Source organism: Streptomyces sp. NPDC051940, from assembly GCF_040680895.1.
Taxonomy (GTDB): Bacteria; Actinomycetota; Actinomycetes; order Streptomycetales; family Streptomycetaceae; genus Streptomyces.
In genome coordinates this window covers 1-16,977 of sequence record NZ_JBFAXR010000060.1, presented here as the reverse complement: position 1 = coordinate 16,977, position 16,977 = coordinate 1, and the positions used below count along the sequence as shown (strand labels likewise).

Sequence of the window (16,977 nt, the reverse complement as noted above, 5' to 3'; positions counted from 1 at the left end):
AAGGAGTGCCGGTGGGAGCCCTGCCCAGGCCAGATGTCGCAGCCGGCCCGCTGCGGGTGCTGTTCGACCGCCTGCACGACCTGCACCACAAGGCCGGTTGGCCGAGCCTGCGCACGATGGCCCGCGAGGTGGGCTGCAGCCATGTCACGGTCGCCGCGGTGTTCTCCGGGCCGCGCGCGCCCCGCTGGGGGCTGCTGGAGCTGGTCGTGGAGGCGCTCGACGGGGACGTGGAGCTGTTCCGGGGGTTATGGCTTGAGGCCACGTCGCAGGAGCCGGCTCCGGTGGCCGGCGACCTGCCGTCGCCCCAGGCCCGGCCCGTTCCGCGTGAACTGCCCGCCGACGTCGCCGACTTCACTGGCCGCCGCGACGCACTGGCGCAGCTGGACCGGATCCTCGACCGGGGCGGCAACGGTGTACGGATCGCGAGCCTCTCGGGCACGCCGGGGGTCGGCAAGACCGCGCTCGCCGCGCACTGGGCGCACCGCGTCGGCCGCCGCTTCCCCGACGGTCAGCTCTTCGTCGACCTGCGCGGTTACGACCCCGGCGCGCCGGTGGCGCCGGCCGAGGCGCTCGGCGGGTTCCTCAGGTCGCTGGGGGAAGCGGGGACGGCACTGCCTCTCAGCGTGGCCGAACTGGCGGCCCGCTACCGCACATTGATGGCCGACCGGCGGATGCTGGTTGTGCTGGACAACGCCGGCAGCGTCGAGCAGGTGCGCGACCTGCTGCCCGGCGCGGCCACCTGCGTGGTGGTGGTGACCAGCCGGGACGCCCTGCCCGGGCTGGTGGCGCGACACGGCGCGGTGCGGGTGGAGCTGGACCTGCTGCCGGCCGACGAGGCCGCCGGGCTGCTCAGCACGCTGATCGGGGCTCGCGCCGAAGCCTGCCTCGACGACGTGCTCGCGCTGGCCGACCGCTGCGCCTATCTGCCGCTCGCCCTGCGCGTCGCAGCCGAACGCGCGGTCAGCAGGCCCGCGGCGACGCTCGCCGAGCTGGCGGCGGAGCTGGCCGAGCAGCCGGGCCGGCTCGACGCGCTGGCCGCGGGGGACGACGACGCGACGGCGGTCCGCACGGTGTTCTCCTGGTCGATACGGCAGCTGAGCCCGTCCGGGCGGCGGATGTTCGACCTGCTCGGCCTGCATCCGGGGCAGGCCATCGATGTGGCGGGCGCCGCGGCGCTCGCCGACACGGCCGCCGCGACCGCCTGCAACGAGCTGTCCACACTGCACCGTGCGCACCTGGTCAGCGCCGCCGAGCACGGACGCTTCGGCATGCACGACCTGCTTCGCGCATACGCCGCGGAGCGCGCGGCACAACTGCCGACGGCCGACCGCGCGGCGGCCCTCGATCGGCTGCGGGGGCATCACCGACGGGCAGCGGCCATCGCGGTACGGCTGAAATTCGCGGGGGCGAAACCGCAGGAGGCGGGGGGCGTTGAGTCGGCTTCGGGCGCAATCGGCGACCCCGCCGACGAGCATGGCCTGCTCGTCGCCACCGGTGTCCGGGACGCCGCCTCGGCGACAGTGTGGCTGGACGCAGAGCGCTTCAACCTGATGGCCCTGGCCGCCGAGTCGGCGGCCGACGACGATACCGCTGGGCACGTCATCGCGCTGTCCGCGACCCTCGCACCGTACCTGGAGGCTTGCGGCCACTACACGGAAGCGGTCACGCTGCACAGCGCCGCCGTCACCGTCGCGACCGAGACCAAGGACACCGCCGCGGCCGGCACGGCGCTGAACCGGCTCGGCGCCGTCAACGCCCGCAGCGGGGACCTGGAGGCGGCGCTCGACCGCTACGGCGAAGCCCTCGTGTACTGCGAGACCGCCGGCGACACCGCGGGCGCTGCGACCTCCCTGCACGGCATCGCCGTGGCCCGCTTCCGCGCCGGCCGCTACCAGCAGGCGATGGACGCCGCCAAGGACGCGCTGACGCGCTCGCGCTCCTTGGACGACCTGCGCGGCGCGGGCGAGGCCTTGAAGACCATCGCACTGGTCCGCCTCCAACTCGGCGACTACCCCGCGGCGATCGCCTCCCTGCACCAGGCCCTCGCGGCGCACCGCGCCGCGGGCGACCGCACCAACGAGGGCCGCTCACTGAACAACCTCGGCTTCCTGCACTACCGCATCGGCCAGGACGCCGAAGCGCTGCGCTACTACGAGCCGGCCCGGGCCATCGCCCGCGAACTGGGTAACCGGGCCGGCGAGGCGGTGGCGCTGATCAACCTCGCGCACATAGACGCCCGGCACGGCCGCGTCGAGGAGGCCCTGGACGGCTATCGCAAGGCGACCGTGGCGTGCGCCGCGATCGGCTACCGCTTCGGACAGGCAGAGGCGCTTCGCGGCCTCGCGGTGACGTACCGCCGCCTGGGCCGCCTGCACGACGCGCTGGAACACGTGAACCAGGCCCTGGCTCTCAGCCGCCGGCTGGGCGACGTGGACATGGAGGCCGGAGCCCTCGACGACCTGGGCGGCACGCTGCGCGCGGCGGGACGGCTGCAGGACGCCCTGCGCCGTCACACCGAGGCGTATGCGCTGGCGTCCCGCGCGGGCGATCCGTTCGCCCAGGCCCGCGCCTTGTCCGGGCTCGCCGCCGTACTGCAGGCGGCAGGGCAGGTGGCAGCGGCACTCGAACACCGCGGCCGCGCGGAGGCGCTGTACGAGAAACTCGGCGTACCGGAGCACGCGCGCGAGGGTCCGTGAGGGCTCCGGCACGACGTTCGAGGCCCGTAGTCCATCAGCCGGGCCTTCCGGCCCGCCGACGCCGTATTCGGCGAACTCCTCCTCGCCGTACCACTGGGCCGCCTCAAGACGATTCGGCAGGCCCCTGAGCGTGAAGCGGCCCCGCGAATGGGCCGTAGCCGGTGGCGATGCCTCGCCACTGCTTCAGGCGGTTGATGCACCCCTGGTCCCCGGCGGCGTGGGACGCGCAGGCGGGCCATGACCTCGGTGAAGGCGGGCGCATCACCGGCCTGCCCGGCGGCGACAACGAACGCAAGCGGCCGGCAGGCGCTCCGGTCCGAACTTGAAGGCGATCGTATCGATCACCTCGCGGTGATCCCTCCAACGGCCACCCCGCTTCGGCGTCCGGTCCCGGAGTAACGGCTCGATCCCCGCCCTACGACACCCCCCGCAGATGCGCCGGCACCGCCAGCACGCGGCGGTTGACGTCTCGGGAGCGTCCGATGTCCAGCTTCGTCATGATGCTGCCGACGTGGGCCTCGACCGTCTTCGGGCTGAGGCTGAGGACGGTCGAGATGCCCGCGTTGGAGCGGCCCTCCGCGATCGAGGATGCCCACCGCGGGGTGGGACGCGCGGAGGTGTTCCGCCGCGACGATGCCCTCGTCCGTGCGCGTCGGGGGCATGCGGATGTCGATCACGGCGACGTCCGGGTGCTCCGTGGCGACCAGCCGGCGCAGTCCGTCGCCGTCGCCTGTTGTGCCCTGCACCTCGATCCCGGCCTCCCGCAGCAACCGCTCCAGGCCGTCGCGCAGCAGCACCTCGTCGTGCCGCCCCACGCCGCCGCGCGTGTGCCCGTCTCGAACGTGTCCGAGGCGAACGTTCCGCCGAACGGCAGCTCCGTGTGTGGGCGCGTCGACCCCGCCCGTGATCAAAAGACCGTAGGAACGTGTCCCCTCCGCGCAATACCGCACGGGTCAAGTCGCCGACCAGCACCCGTCTGCCGCCCTCTCACCCCAGCCTGGCGGGCCCCAGCCCGATCCGCACCGCCCCGCCCCCCGGGTCCACCCCCGCCAGCAGTCGCCACGGGACGCGGAACACCCGGCCCGGGGTTGCCGGCCACGGCAGTGGGCGGGCGGTGAGGAGGCGGGAGTCCTGGTGCACCGTCACCCGCGGGGTACGGACCAGGGCGTCCGACCAGAGCAGGAGGCGGGCGCGCGGCGGGGGTGGGTCGCCGGGGCGGAAGAGGCCCGGGGTCACCCAGCGGAACGGGGTGTCCGCCTCCAGGGCGAGCGGCGGGCGCGGCACCGCGGGGGCGGCGAGGTAGCGCAGCGTGCTCGCCGCGGCGTGGCGGCCGTCGAGGGCCGCGACGTCGGCCGTGTCCGCCGGGTGCAGGAGGTTGCCGGCCGCGAAGATGCCGTCCGTGCTCGTGCGCAGCGCCGTGTCCGTGAGCGGGCCGCGTGTGCCGGGGTCCATGGCCAGGCCCGCCGCGCGCGCCAGTTCGTGGTCGGGGATCCAGTCGCCGGTCAGGACCAGCGTGTCGCACGCGACCGTGCGGCGGCTGCCCGTGTCCGTGTGCTCCAGCTCGACCGCCTCCAGTCGGCGGCGGCCGATGACCCGTACGAGCCGGGTCCGCGTGGCGACCGGCACGCGCAGGAGGTGGCGTGCCGCCCGGTACGACTCCGGCACCGGGTGGCACGTCGTCATCAGCACCGGGCGGCAGCCCGACTCCCGCAGCGTGAGCACCGCCAACCAGCTCACCGGCTCCGCGCCCACGACCACCGCCCGCCGGCCGGGGCTGCCGCCGTGGAGGTGGACGAGGTTCTGCAGCTGGCCGGTGGTGAACACACCGGAGGGGCGGTCGCCCGGGATGAGCCGGGCGGAGCGCGGGCGTTCGCGGGCGCCCGTGGCGAGGATGACGGCGCGGGCGTCCACCCGCAGCAGGCCCTGGGGGGTCGTGACCTCCAGGGACCGTTCGCCGCACCAGCCGGTCACGGTGGCCTCGGTGAGCAGCTGCGCACCCGCGTCGACGGCCCGCTCCGCGAGCGTACGGGCGTACGCCGGCCCCCGCATGACCCGGCGCAGGTCGCGGATGCCGAAGCCGGTGTGGTCGCTGTGCCGGGGGATGCCGCCGGCGGCCCGCTCCCGCTCCAGCACCAGGACGCTGCCTACGTGGGGGGCGAGGCGGGCGGCGGCCGCGAGCCCCGCCGGGCCGGCGCCGACGATCGCCACGTCCGGGGTGCGGATCCGACGCCCCGTCACCGGCCGCCCTCCCGGCCGGCCGGGATCCCGTCCCAGCCGCGGCGCCCGGCCAGCATCGCGCCCACCTCCGCCGCGCAGTAGAAGCCCTGGCAGCGTCCGTTCATCGCGCGCGTCCGTCGCCGCAACCCCGAGGCGCCCGCCGGCGGCACCGGGGACGCGAGCGCGTCGCGGATCTCGCCCTCGGTGACCCGCTCGCAGAAGCAGACGACGCGCCCGTACGCCGCGTCCTTGGCGATCAGTTCCCCGTCCTGGTACGGGCGGGGTGACCCCTCGCCGATCCCCGGCATGCGCGGCGCGGACGGCAGGTCGGCGCGGGCGTCGAGGGTGAGCCCCGCGTCGGCGAGCAGGCCGCGTACGTGCTCGGCGATCGCGAGCGACGCCGACAGGCCGGTGGAGCGGATGCCGCCCGCGAGGAGGTAGCGGCGGTCGGCGTCGGCCTCGATGAGGTAGTCGTCGCCGGCGATGGCGGCACGCAGTCCGGCGTAACTCGCGGTGACCTCCTCCTCGAGCAGCCGGGGCATCAACTGCCGCCCCTTGTCGAGGAGGAAGTCGAGCCCGCGTGCCGAGGTGCCGGTGTCGGTGCGGTCGGTGAGGTCCTCGGCGGTCGGGCCGAGCATGACGTTGCCGTAGACGGTGGGGCTGATCAGTACTCCCTTGCCGCGCGAGCTGGGGACGGGCAGGACGATGAGCGGGGCGAGTGGCCGTGCCAGCTTGTCGTACACGAGCAGCTCGCCCCGGCGCGGGGTGACCGTGAAGCGGTCCCGGTGGCCGAAGTGACCGTCGATGACGTCCGCGCCGAGGCCCGCCGCGTTGACGACCCAGCGGGCGGTGACCGGACCCTGGTCGGTGTGCAGCGTGGTGTGCTCGACGGCCACGGACACCGAGGTGACGCGTCGGCCCAGCAGCAGATCGGCCCCGCGTGCCTTGGCCTCCGTCGCGTACGCGAGGGTCGTCGTCCACGAGCAGATGATCGACTCGTCGGGGACGGCGAGCCCGCCGAGGGCGCCGGGGCCGAGGGCGGGGACGCGGGCGTAGACCTCGTCGGCGGTCAGCGAGACGGTGTGCCCGTATCCGTTCGCCAGGGCCTTCTCGCGCAGGCCGGGAAGCGCGTCGAGTTCCTCGCGCGTCCATGCCACCAGCAGCGCGCCCGTGCGCTCCACGGGGATGCCGGTGTCGGCCGCGTACGCGGAGAGCAGTGCGTAACCGCGGCGTACGAGCCGCGACTCCAGCGTGCCGGGCTTCGCGTCGAAACCGGTGTGCAGGATCGCGGTGTTGGCCTTGCTCGTGCCCTCCCCCACGTCGTCGGCGGCGTCGAGCAGCGCGACGGAGAGACGGTGGCCGGACAGCTCGCGGGCGATGGCGCACCCGACCACGCCGGCGCCGATGACGGCGATGTCGTACGGAACAGACTCGTGAGTCACCTGAACCTCCTCCCCAGGAAGACCGTCAGTCACCCGAACCTCCTCCCCAGGAAGCCCGTCAGTCACCCGAACCCCCCGGAAGGTTGGCCAACGCCGCCCCCCGCCACCGCTCCCGGAACTCCCCCGCCCGCTCCGCCGTCCACCGCGGCTCGTACACCCGCCCCGGCGTCCACGCCGGCACCGCCTCCCGCGGGGTGAGCGCCGGCTCCAGGGCCAGGCGCGCCAGGGCCGCCGCGCCGAGGGCGGTGGCGTGCGGGGAGGGGTAGACGTCGAGCGGGACCTGGGCGAGGTCCGCCTGGGCCTGCATCAGGGCCGCGCTGCGCGTCAGGCCGCCGTCCACGCGCAGCCGGGTGAGCGGGGCACCGAGGTCGGCCTCGACCAGCGCGGCGAGTTCGGCGACCTGTGCGGCGATGCCCTGCAGCACCGCGGTGACGAGGTGGCCGGGCCCGCTGGCCAGGGTGAGGCCGGTGAAGGAGGCCGTGGCGTCCGAGCGCCACCACGGCGCCGCCAGGCCCGCGAAGGACGGGACGCACAGCACGCCGCCCGCGTCGTCCACGGCAACGGCGTCCAGGTCGGCGGCGGAGCCGATGAGCCCCAGCTCGGTCAGCCAGCGCATCGCGGAGGCGGCCGTGTAGACCTGCCCGTCGACGCAGTACGGCGTGGCCCCGCGGGCGCGCCAGGCGACCGAGGTGGTGAGTCCGCCGGTGGAACGCACGGCCGCGGCACCCGTGTTGGCCAGCAGGAACGCCCCGGTGCCGTACGTGCACTTGGCGGTCCCGGGGTCCAGGCACGACTCGCCGAAGAGCGCCGCCTGCTGGTCGACGACGAGCCCCGCCACGGGCACCTCCGGGCCGAACGCGCCCGTACTCCCCACGATCTCGTCGCAGCCGACGATCCGCGGGAGCGCGGCCGGATCGAGTTCGAACAGCCCCGTCAGCTCGGGGTCCCAGGCCACGGCGTCGAGGTCCAGCAGCAGGGAGCGGCTCGCGGTGGCGGCGTCGGTGACGAACTCGCCAGTGAGCCGGTGGACCAGCCAGGTGTCGGTGGTCGTCACCACGCCCTCGGCGGTGACGTTCTCGCGCAGCCAGGTCATCTTCGGGGCGGAGAAGTACGGGTCGAGCACCAGGCCCGTGCGCTGGGCGACCCAGTCGCGGGCGTGGGCGCGCTGGTCGCACAGCGCCTGGGAGCGGCTGTCCTGCCAGACCACGGCCTGGGAGAGGGGCTTTCCGGTGGCCCGGTCCCACGCCAGCACGGTCTCGCCCTGGTTGGCGAGGGCGACCGCGTCGGGGGCGCGCCCGGCCCGGGCGACGGCCTGCCGTCCGGCGTCCAGCACGGAGGCCAGGAGCTGTCCGGGATCCTGCTCGACGCCGCCGCCGGGCAGGTACACCGGCGTCACGGGCACCTCGGCGACGGCCAGCACACCGTCGACGGGGTCGACGACCAGCGCCTTCGTACCGGAGGTGCCCTGGTCGATGGCGAGCACGGTGGTCATGCGCAGATGCCTCCCTGTACCTTCGCGGTCCCAAACGTTCGTCGTCCCAAGCGTTCGCCGTCCTACACCCTGGCCGTCTGTCCGCGTTCGGCGATCGCGATCAGATGGTCCATCAGCGCGAGCAGGACGTCCCGTACGGAGTCCTCCTCCCGCGCGTCGAACAGCACGATCGGCGTCTCGGGATCCTTCAGGGCCAGCGCCTCGCGGATCTGCTCGGGGGTGAACCGCTGCTGTTTGAAGAAGCAGTTGGCGGCCACGACGAACGGCAGCCGGCGGTGCTCGAAGAAGTCCACGGCCGCGAAGGACCGTTCGAGCCGGCGGGTGTCGACGAGCACGACCGCGCCCAGCGCCCCGCGCAGCAGGTCGTCCCACATGAACCAGAACCGCTCCTGCCCGGGCGTGCCGAAGAGCATCAGCACCGCCTCGGGCACGGTGATCCGGCCGAAGTCCATCGCCACGGTGGTGGCGGTCTTCTGCTCGATGCCGGTGAGGTCGTCGATGCCGACGCCCGCCTCGCTGAGCTGTTCCTCCGTACGCAGGGGCGTGATCTCGCTGACGGCGCCGACCGCCGTGGTCTTGCCGACGCCGAAGCCGCCGGCGATGAGGAGCTTGACGGAGGGCAGCATCCGCCGGCGGTCGGGGCCGTTGTGGTCAGCCGCGTTCAAGGCCTCTCCTGAGTCGTCGAAGGAATTCGATGTTGGAGGCGTCCGCCTCGGTGAGCGGGGCGCTGTGCTCGACGAGCCCGTGCGCCACGAGTTCGCGCAGCAGGTCGACGGTGGGCGTCAGCCGCATGCCGATCCGCGCCGAGACCTCGGCGACGGCCAGGCCGCTGCCCGTGCACAGGGCGAGGATCCGCTGCCACTCCTCCGGGATGTGCCGGGCCGACTTGGGGTCGGCCACGGTACGCACGGTGGAGTGCATGGTGATGCCCTCCGGGCGCTGCCCGTCGGCCATGGCGGCCGTGAGCGCGAAGGTACGCGTCCGGCGCGTGCCCCGCTCGCCGCTCATTCCGCCGGGCGGGCGCCGGCGCGGGCGCCGACGCCGAGCTGGGGCTTGAACGCCCGGGCGACGCGCACGGTCTCCCGCATGGCCAGGCCCAGCGACTCGGGGCCCGAGGTGTACACGGCGAGGGTGCTGCCGTTGCCGCAGGCGGTGAGGATGAGGTGGCTGCGCTCCATGGTGATGTTGAGGTGGAGTACGGAGCCGCCGCGCACCGGGTGCGAGAGCCCGTCGGCGAGGCTGGCCAGCCCGGAGCAGGCGGCGGCGATGGTCTGCACGCCGTCCTCCGTCCAGCCCTCGCCGTAGCCGCACAGGGCGAGGCCGTCGTCGGCGAGGAGGACGAAGCCGGTCAGGTCGGGGACGAGGCGGAGGTTGTCCCGGAGGTTGTCGAAGACCGCCTCGTCATGGGCACTGGCGACGGGGATGACGTTCTTCCACTGCTGGGGGCTCATCGGTCGGTGTCTTTCTCGGGGTTGGTCAGGGCGTGCTGGAGCTGGGTGAAGGTGGTCTCGATGGTGTCCAGGGGGCTGTCGTCGACGGCGGTCGCCTCCGACGGGGCGGCTGTGGTGTCGGCGGACTCCTCGCGCAGCTGCCGGGCGAGGTTGCGGCCGGGCACGCGCTGCGGCAGCGCGGTCACCTGGGCGGCGGCGTCCCGTGCGGCGCTGGTTGGAGCGGTCGCCCGCTCGGCGCCGGTTGGGGCGGTCTCCCGCGCGGCGCCGGGTGGGGCGTCCGCCTCCACGGCCCGCCCGTGCTCCGCCGGTTCCGCCGGCCGCCGTCGTATGAGCCCCGCCGCCGTGGTCTGCACCGGCGGCGCGCCGCGCTGGGCGGGCAGGGCCTTCGGCCCGCGCGGTACGGCGGTGGCGCGCGCGGCGCGCAGCGCCTCGGGCTCCGGCCCACCGGCGGGTTCGGCGGTCAGCAGCGCGTGCGGGATGAGCGCGACGGCCCGGACACCGCCGAACCGGCCCTCCCCCAGCGAGACCTTCACCCCGTGCCGCTGGGCGAGCTGGCCGACCACGAACAGGCCCAGCTGGTCGGCGGACTCGCCGAGCACGGAGTACGGCGGTACGTCGAGCAGGCGGCCGTTCAGCGCCTCGAAGTGCCAGGCGTCGGGGGCGCGCCCCTTGTCCTCCACCTCGATCGCCACGCCGGTGACGGCCTCGGTGGCGCGGACGAAGACCTCGTAGCCGCTCGGCGAGTACGTCGTGGCGTTCTCGATCAGCTCGGCGATGAGGTGCGTCAGCTCCCCGGCGGCGTCGGGGACGATCCACGCCTCGGCGTGGAACTCCTTGACGACGTGGGCGTAGCCGCGGGACTCGCCGGCCGCGTCCACGATCAGGTTGGCGATGTGCACGGGCTCGGTGTGCGGGTTGGCGACGGCGCCGCCGGAGAGCACCAGCAGGTTCTCCAGCTGGCGGCGGACCCGTACCGTCAGGTGGTCCATCTGGTACAGCTCGTTCAGCAGGGCGGGGTCGGTGTCGGCGTAGCGGTGCTGCAGCTCGTCGAGGGTCTTCAGCATGGCGACGATGAGGGTGACCGCGCGCAGGGTGACGCCCTCGGCGAACTTCTCGAAGCCTCGGCGTTCGGCGTACACGATCTTGGCGGCGTCGACGACCTCCTCGGTGAGCCGGGCCACGACGTTGGACAGTTCGGCGAACTCGTCGCGGGCGCGGGTCTGGGCGGGCAGTTCGGAGAGGTCGGCGGGCTCGCCGTGCTGCACCCGCACGATGAGCTGCGGCAGCTGGCGGCGGGCGACGTCCAGGGCGCTGGAGCGGACCTCCTCCGCGCGGCGGCTGACGTGGCGGGTCACGGCCAGGACGAGCGCCACCACGGCGACGGCGCCGGCGAACCCGCCCAGCGACAGCCAGAACGCGCGCTCGCGCAGCTCCGCCGCGCGGTCGTCGACGCGCTGGGCCATGGCGGTGATCCGGCCGGTGGTGAGCGCGGTGAGTTCGGAGACGACCTCGTCGTGCACGGCGCGCCAGTCGTCGGCGGCGGGGAGGCGGTGTGCGGTGACGACGCGGTCCTCGGTGCGCTGCTTGGCGCTCCAGGCCGCCGAGCCGGCCAGCCGACCGTACCCGGTCTTCTCCGCGTCGGGCAGGTACGCGGCGACCACGTCGGTGGCCTGCTGCCGTTGTACGGCCACCGCCGCGCCGAACGCGGTCTGGGCGCCGGCGGTGAGCCGGCCGTCCTCGGCGGCGGCCAGCAGCGCGTCCTCCTGGCGCACGGCCTCGGTGACGCGCACCAGACCGACGAGCGCACGGGTCTGGCGGACCTGGTCGGCGTCACCGGCCGCCGCGTACTCCTCCAGCTCCTCGACCGCCTTGGCGATCTCGTCGGTGTAGCGGTCGATGACGGTGGGCGCGTCGGTGTTGCGGGCGTCGGCGGCCTCGCGGATCTGGGCCACGGCCCGGCGCTTGGTGCCGGTGCCGGCGAGCGCGGCGTCGGTGCGAGTGCGCTGGGTGTCGAGCACGGCCTGGCTGACGGACCGCTTGGCGACGCGGGCGGCGGTCAGGGAGCGCTCGGTCTGCAGTTCGGTGATCAGTGCCTGCAGCGGCGGCAGGTTCCTCTCCAGGGTCCTGGCCTGGTCCCGGAGTTCTCCTGCGTGCTGGAACGCCGGGACCGTGCCGGCCACCACCAGGGCGGCCAGGGCGGCCGTGACGATCGCTGCGAGGATGCGAAGCAGCGTGCGCAGGGGCAGCTGGGCGAAGGGGGGCATCGGTCCTCACGGAACGGTGGTGCGGGCGGGGGGTTGTGGGTGGACAGGGGTGCGGGTGGGGGGTTGTGGGTGGACAGGGGTGCGGGTCCCCGCCGCCCGCCCGTGGACCGGACAGGCGGCGGGGTGAGGAGTCAGACGAGGTCCTTGCTGAGGTCCTCCAGCTCCGGGTCCGCGTTGTACGTGGGCGGGGTGTAGCTGCGCCGGCCGTGGTTCCACCAGGAGACGGTGGCCAGCAGCAGTACGGCGACCAGCGCCACGGACGCGTAGTTGAAGGTGTCCACCGTGACCGGCGACGCCTGCGGGAGGCAGAACACCACGGTGATGACGGCGACCCAGACGACGGCGATCCAGCCGATCGGCTTGCTCCACCTGCCCAGTTGCCAGGGCCCGGGGGTGAACCGGTCGCCGGCCCGCCGGCGCAGCAGGATCGGGATCGCGTAGGCGGGGGTGATGCCGATGACGTTGATGGCCGTCACGGCCCCGTACGCGGTGACCGAGTACAGCGAGGGCAGGGCGAGGACGAACGCCACGACCACGGACAGCAGGACGGCCATGGTGGGGATGCCCGTACGGCTGGAGACCCGGCGCCACTGGCGGGAGCCGGGCAGCGCGCCGTCGCGGGAGAACGCGAAGACCATCCGGGAGGTGGCGGCGACCTCGGCGTTGCCGCAGAACAGCTGGGCCACGATCACGACGAGCAGCAGTGCCTTGGCGGCGGAGACACCGAGTGCGTCGATGAAGATCTGCGCGGGCGGTACGCCCGTCGAGGAGCCGAGCGTGCCGGCGTAGTCCTGGATGGCGAAGGTGAGTCCGAGGAGCAGGACGAGGCCGGCTATCCAGGAGACCCAGATGGAGCGGACGATGCCCTTGGCGGAGTTCACCTGGGCCTGGGTGGTCTCCTCCGACAGGTGCGCGGAGGCGTCGTACCCGGAGAAGGTGTACTGGGCCAGCAGCAGACCGATGGCGGCGACGTAGAACGGGCTGGACCAGCCGGTGCCGTTGTTGAACTCGGTGAAGACGAACCCGGCCGACTGGTGCTCGGAGGGGACGATCACCAGGGCGCCGACGATCACCACGACGCCGATCAGGTGCCACCAGACGCTGACGGAGTTGAGGATGCTGACCAGGCGTACGCCGAAGAGGTTCAGCACGGCGTGCACCAGCAGGATGACGGCGAAGATCGCCAGGGTCTTCTCGGGGGTGGGCGTGAAGCCCCACTGGAGGTTCATGAAGGCGCCGGTGAAGAGCGCCGCGCCGTAGTCGATGCCGGCGATGGCGCCGAGCAGGCCGAGCAGGTTGAGCCAGCCGGTGTACCAGCCCCAGCGCTTGCCGCCGAGCTGGTGGGCCATGTAGTACAGCGCGCCGGAGGTCGGGTAGGCGCTGGTGACCTCGGCGAGGCCGAGGCCCACGCAGAGCACCAGTGCGCCGACGGCCACCCAGCCCCAGATCATCACCGACGGGCCGCCGGTGTTCATGCCGAACCCGTACAGCGTCATACAGCCGGACAGGATCGAGATCACGGAGAAGGAGATGGCGAAGTTGCCGAACGGTCCCATCCGGCGCGTCAGTTCGGGCTCGTAACCCAGATCGCGCAGATGGGCGTCGTCCGCTTTGCGCTGCCGGGGTACCCCGGTTCTTTGCGCGGCTTGGGACATGGGGGGAGACCTCCAGAAGAGTATGACGGGGACATGACAGGCCAAAACAGACAACTCGCGTGGGGGGTGGGTCAGGTACGGCCGAGGGCCTCCGCGCGGGCTCGGAGGAAGTCGGCCTCGCCCAGCTCCGGCCGGTCGGGGTCGCTGCTCACCTGCGACCACGGCTGCAGGGAGGCATGGGGCCCCATCGCCTCGAAGACGGGGGCCGCTTCGTCGAAGCGGCGCGCCGCCACCAGGGCGTGGGCCAGATGGCTGAGGTCCGCCACGGACCGGGTCACCGGCGCGACCTGGTGGAACCAGCCGGTCAGGGCCCGCTCGGCGTCGCGCGCGATGTCCGGGCGCGACCACTGGCGGTGCGCGAGCGCGTCCCCGCGGCCGCGCTTGCGCTCGTAGAGGTAGTGCTCCACATGGGCGTAGAGCGGCAGGACGAGGAGGGCCGAACCCCGCGGGGCCCAGGAGGCCACCCAGCGGGAGAAGTTCAGCGCGTGGGCCCGCGAGCCGCCGAGGCGGGCGCAGACCTGGAGGACGCGGTGGTGCGCCTCGCGGTTGTACGCGTCACGCTCGGCGCACGAGCGGAGCAGGCCCCAGGGGCCCGCGGGGAGCAGTTGCTCGGGCGGTTCGGCCCGGTGCTCGGGACGGGTCTGGGCCTCGTCCAGCTGGGCCAGGGCCAGCAGACAGACCCAGGGGACCGGGTCCAGCGGTAACCGTTCGACCGCCTCCAGGCACGCCTCGCGCGCCTCGGCCTCCAGCTCCGCCGCCCCGGGCAGCCGGCGGCGGTGGGCCTGCTGGGCCCGGGCCGTCGCCACCCGGGCCGCCATCATCAGGGCGTCGGTGCTGTCCGGCTCCTCGTCGAGCCAGACCCGGACCACCGCGGACCGGGCGGCGCCGGCGGCCAGCACCTGCGAACGCGCCGTGCGCAGCCCCCAGTCCTTGCCGGTACGGGCGAGCAGGTCCCGCATGGACATCCAGCGGCCGACCCGCAGATCGTCCAGGACCGTCCGTAACTGCTCGTCGGGCCCGGCCGGATGGTAGACCGGCCGGAACTCCCCCCGGCCCGCCGGCTGGCGGCGGCTACGCATCAACCCGCCCTCGGGGGCGGGTGCACGCGTCCCTCGTCATCAGATCCCCAAAAGGGTGCGTACTTACGAATGTGTACGATTGCGTCCGTTTCTCTGTCACGTCAGATTCTCTGCCGCTTCAGATTCGAAGCAGGCCGAGTCGCAGCACGCAACTGTGGACTCAAATTCCACTTCTGTACGGACAGTTGAGGATCCTAGCCATAGTTGACCGCGGCGTGCAGAGCCTGCTCCAGAATGGCCGCTCCTTCCTCCGCCTCCGCGACGGTCAGGGTCAGGGGAGGCGCGATCCGCAGGGCGTCGCCCGCGAGTCCGCCCTTGCCGATCAGCAGTCCGCGCTCGCGCGACGCCTCCAGTACGGCGGTGGCCGCCGCCGCGGTGGCCAGCTCGACACCGATCATGAGCCCGCGGCCGCGGACCTCCGTCACGAGGTCCAGCGGCGCCGCGACCGCCCGCAGCCGCTCCAGCAGCAGACCGCCGACGCGGCGCGCGTTGCCCTGCAGATCGTGCTCCAGCAGGTACGTGAGGTTGGCCAGGCCCGCGGCCATGGTGACGGGGCTGCCGCCGAAGGTGGAGATGGAGTTGGCGTCCAGGCAGTTCATCACGTCCGCGCGGGCCACCACGCCGCCGATGGAGGCGCCGTTGCCGATGCCCTTGGCGAAGGTGAGGATGTCCGGCGGCCCGTTCTCGCCGTGCGCCTGCCAGCCCCAGAAGTGCTCGCCGGTGCGTCCCCAGCCCGTCTGCACCTCGTCGCTGATCCACAGGATGCCCTCGGCCTGGAGCACCTCGCGGAACGCCGCGTACAGGCCGTCCGGCGGCGAGGTGAAGCCGCCGACGCCCTGGATCGGCTCGGCGATCAGCGCGGCGACCGGGCCGCGGGTCTGTCCGAGCAGGTCCCGCAGATCGGCGACGCAGGCGGCGATGAACGCGTCGTCGGACAGGTCGGCGAAGGGCCCCTTTGTACGGATCCCGCCGTGCACGTACAGCGTCTGCAGCGGGGAGAGGCTGGTCGGGGACCAGGAGCGGTTGCCGGTGATGCCGACCGCGGAGAACGAACGGCCGTGGTAGCTGTTGCGCATCGCCAGGATCTGGTTGGAGCGGCGGTACGCCGTCGCCAGCAGCAGCGCGGTGTCGTTGGCCTCCGTGCCCGAGGTGGTGAAGAAGACGCGGGCGTCCGGGATGCCGGAGAGCTGGGCGACGCGCTCGGCCAGCTCGATCATCGGGCGGTCGAGGTAGAGGGTGGAGGTGTGCAGGATGCGGCCGGCCTGCTCGCTGACGGCCTTGGTGACCTCGGGCAGGGCGTGGGCGGTCATGGTGGTGAGGATGCCGCCGAAGAAGTCCAGATAGCGCCGGCCCTCGCTGTCCCAGACGTGGCGGCCCTCGCCGTGCGTGAGCTCGACCTGCTCCTTGTAGTACAGGGCCAGCCAGTCGGGCATGACCGCCCGGTGGCGCTGGTGGAGGGGGCTGCTCACGGCTGCACCAGCCCTTCGTACGCGTCGGGGCGGCGGTCACGGTAGAACGCCCACTGCCGGCGGACCTCGTCGATCAGCCCGAAGTCCAGGTCCCGTACGACGAGCTCCTCCTCCTTGTCGCTGGCCGCCTCGCCGACGAACTGGCCGCGCGGGTCGACGAAGTAGCTGGTGCCGTAGAAGTCGTTGTCCCCGTACTCCTCCTGGCCGACGCGGTTGATCGCGGCGATGAAGTACTCGTTGGCGACGGCGGCGGCGGGCTGCTCCAGCTGCCAGAGGTACGCCGAGAGGCCGCGGGACGTCGCGGACGGGTTGTACACCAGCTGGGCGCCGTTCAGGCCGAGCTGGCGCCAGCCCTCGGGGAAGTGGCGGTCGTAGCAGATGTAGACGCCGATCCGGCCGACGGCCGTGTCGAAGACCGGCCAGCCGAGGTTGCCGGGCTTGAAGTAGTACTTCTCCCAGAAGCCCTTGACCTGGGGGATGTGGTGCTTGCGGTACTTGCCGAGGACGGTGCCGTCCGGGTCGATGACGACGGCGGTGTTGTAGTAGAAGCCGGACTGCTCGATCTCGAACACCGGCGCGACGACGACCATCCCGGTCTCCTGCGCCAGCGCGCGCATCCGCTCGGTCGTGGGGCCGTCGGGGACGGGCTCCGCCCAGCGGTAGTGCTCGGGTTCCTGAACCTGGCAGAAGTAGGGGGCGTTGAAGACCTCCTGAAACCCGATGATCTTCGCACCCTGGGCGGCGGCCGCCCGGGCGTGCTCCTCATGCTTCGCGATCATCGATTCGGTGTCGCCGGTCCAGGTGGCCTGAACCAGGGCGGCGCGGACGACGTTGGCCATGAGCTGCTCCTTCGGCACGGTCACGCCCGTCTACGCACGTAGAGGGCGTAGACGGGAAACGTACGACTCGGTCACACACCGTGGCAAGGGCATCGGTACGGATGGACGGGGTGTCGGCCCCGGCACGCCCCGATCCGGCGGCCACCGGAGGCGCGAAGCGCCGACACAGCCCGGCCGGCGTTTGAGGCCAGAGGCGCGAAGCGCCGACACAGCCCGGCCGGCGCTTGAGGCCGAGGCGCGAAGCGCCAATACAGCCCGGCCGGCGTTTGAGGCCAGAGGCGCGCAGCGCCGATTCGGGGGGCCGGGGGCGGAGCCCCCGCAGCGGGACGCGACCAGCCGGGGGTCTGGGGGCGCGGGCCCCCCCGCGGGAGAG

13 protein-coding genes and 2 pseudogenes are annotated in these 16,977 nt (G+C 73.3%); 1 reads left to right on the top strand and 14 read right to left on the bottom strand.

Annotated features, from left to right (window positions below; translation table 11 throughout):
* The first annotated feature begins 11 nt into the window (after positions 1-11).
* Positions 12-2,696 (top strand): tetratricopeptide repeat protein, encoded by a 2,685-nt coding sequence (locus AB0M28_RS22820; protein ID WP_365407813.1) that lies wholly within the window; start codon positions 12-14, stop codon positions 2,694-2,696.
* 215 nt (positions 2,697-2,911) lie between these two features.
* Here the strand turns inward: AB0M28_RS22820 and AB0M28_RS22815 are convergent.
* The 14 genes and pseudogenes from AB0M28_RS22815 to AB0M28_RS22750 all read right to left on the bottom strand — a co-directional run.
* Positions 2,912-2,998: pseudogene (locus tag AB0M28_RS22815) on the bottom strand (IS5/IS1182 family transposase); the annotation flags it as partial.
* Positions 2,999-3,111: 113 nt separating this feature from the next.
* Positions 3,112-3,252 (bottom strand): LuxR C-terminal-related transcriptional regulator, encoded by a 141-nt coding sequence (locus AB0M28_RS22810; protein WP_365407883.1) that lies wholly within the window; start codon positions 3,250-3,252, stop codon positions 3,112-3,114.
* 91 nt (positions 3,253-3,343) lie between these two features.
* Positions 3,344-3,442 (bottom strand): annotated as a pseudogene (locus AB0M28_RS22805) (DNA-binding response regulator); the annotation flags it as partial.
* A 241-nt stretch (positions 3,443-3,683) separates the two neighbouring features.
* Positions 3,684-4,934: an FAD-dependent oxidoreductase gene (locus AB0M28_RS22800; protein WP_365407810.1), complete on the bottom strand. Its 1,251-nt coding sequence runs from the start codon at positions 4,932-4,934 to the stop codon at positions 3,684-3,686.
* On the bottom strand, positions 4,931-6,355 hold the full coding sequence (locus tag AB0M28_RS22795; protein WP_365407807.1) for an NAD(P)/FAD-dependent oxidoreductase: 1,425 nt from the start codon (positions 6,353-6,355) through the stop codon (positions 4,931-4,933). Before AB0M28_RS22795 ends, AB0M28_RS22800 begins: the two co-directional genes overlap by 4 nt.
* Positions 6,356-6,413: 58 nt before the next feature.
* The gene (locus tag AB0M28_RS22790) at positions 6,414-7,847 is read right to left on the bottom strand and encodes an FGGY family carbohydrate kinase (protein ID WP_365407804.1); all 1,434 of its coding nucleotides are present in this window, start codon (positions 7,845-7,847) and stop codon (positions 6,414-6,416) included.
* Between the two features lie 62 nt (positions 7,848-7,909).
* The gene (locus AB0M28_RS22785; protein ID WP_365407880.1) at positions 7,910-8,473 is read right to left on the bottom strand and encodes an ATP/GTP-binding protein; all 564 of its coding nucleotides are present in this window, start codon (positions 8,471-8,473) and stop codon (positions 7,910-7,912) included.
* A 25-nt stretch (positions 8,474-8,498) separates the two neighbouring features.
* Positions 8,499-8,855 carry a DUF742 domain-containing protein gene (locus AB0M28_RS22780; protein WP_365407801.1) on the bottom strand — a complete coding sequence of 119 codons (357 nt, stop codon included), beginning with the start codon at positions 8,853-8,855 and terminating at the stop codon, positions 8,499-8,501.
* The gene (locus AB0M28_RS22775) at positions 8,852-9,298 is read right to left on the bottom strand and encodes a roadblock/LC7 domain-containing protein (RefSeq protein WP_365407799.1); all 447 of its coding nucleotides are present in this window, start codon (positions 9,296-9,298) and stop codon (positions 8,852-8,854) included. Before AB0M28_RS22775 ends, AB0M28_RS22780 begins: the two co-directional genes overlap by 4 nt.
* Complete coding sequence (locus AB0M28_RS22770) at positions 9,295-11,562, bottom strand: nitrate- and nitrite sensing domain-containing protein (RefSeq protein WP_365407796.1); 2,268 nt, start codon at positions 11,560-11,562, stop codon at positions 9,295-9,297. The genes AB0M28_RS22775 and AB0M28_RS22770 overlap by 4 nt, the downstream gene beginning before the upstream one ends.
* A 131-nt stretch (positions 11,563-11,693) precedes the next feature.
* Positions 11,694-13,217, bottom strand: coding sequence for an amino acid permease (locus tag AB0M28_RS22765; protein ID WP_365407793.1), 1,524 nt, complete (start codon positions 13,215-13,217; stop codon positions 11,694-11,696).
* Positions 13,218-13,288: 71 nt separating this feature from the next.
* Positions 13,289-14,296, bottom strand: coding sequence for a hypothetical protein (locus AB0M28_RS22760; protein WP_365407790.1), 1,008 nt, complete (start codon positions 14,294-14,296; stop codon positions 13,289-13,291).
* A gap of 194 nt (positions 14,297-14,490) precedes the next feature.
* Positions 14,491-15,729, bottom strand: coding sequence for an aspartate aminotransferase family protein (locus AB0M28_RS22755; protein WP_365407878.1), 1,239 nt, complete (start codon positions 15,727-15,729; stop codon positions 14,491-14,493).
* Positions 15,730-15,761: 32 nt separating this feature from the next.
* Positions 15,762-16,604 (bottom strand): nitrilase-related carbon-nitrogen hydrolase, encoded by an 843-nt coding sequence (locus tag AB0M28_RS22750; RefSeq protein ID WP_365407787.1) that lies wholly within the window; start codon positions 16,602-16,604, stop codon positions 15,762-15,764.
* Positions 16,605-16,977: the final 373 nt, after the last annotated feature.

Excerpts from the sequence above, each read along its gene's own strand:
- AB0M28_RS22755 (WP_365407878.1), bottom strand. The coding sequence starts at position 15,729 with ATGCCCGACTGGCTGGCCCTGTACTACAAGGAGCAGGTCGAGCTCACG.
- AB0M28_RS22785 (WP_365407880.1), bottom strand. The coding sequence starts at position 8,473 with ATGCTGCCCTCCGTCAAGCTCCTCATCGCCGGCGGCTTCGGCGTCGGC.
- AB0M28_RS22790 (WP_365407804.1), bottom strand. The coding sequence starts at position 7,847 with ATGACCACCGTGCTCGCCATCGACCAGGGCACCTCCGGTACGAAGGCG.
- AB0M28_RS22765 (WP_365407793.1), bottom strand. The coding sequence starts at position 13,217 with ATGTCCCAAGCCGCGCAAAGAACCGGGGTACCCCGGCAGCGCAAAGCG.
- AB0M28_RS22760 (WP_365407790.1), bottom strand. The coding sequence starts at position 14,296 with ATGCGTAGCCGCCGCCAGCCGGCGGGCCGGGGGGAGTTCCGGCCGGTC.
- AB0M28_RS22775 (WP_365407799.1), bottom strand. The coding sequence starts at position 9,298 with ATGAGCCCCCAGCAGTGGAAGAACGTCATCCCCGTCGCCAGTGCCCAT.
- AB0M28_RS22770 (WP_365407796.1), bottom strand. The coding sequence starts at position 11,562 with ATGCCCCCCTTCGCCCAGCTGCCCCTGCGCACGCTGCTTCGCATCCTC.
- AB0M28_RS22780 (WP_365407801.1), bottom strand. The coding sequence starts at position 8,855 with ATGAGCGGCGAGCGGGGCACGCGCCGGACGCGTACCTTCGCGCTCACG.
- AB0M28_RS22750 (WP_365407787.1), bottom strand. The coding sequence starts at position 16,604 with ATGGCCAACGTCGTCCGCGCCGCCCTGGTTCAGGCCACCTGGACCGGC.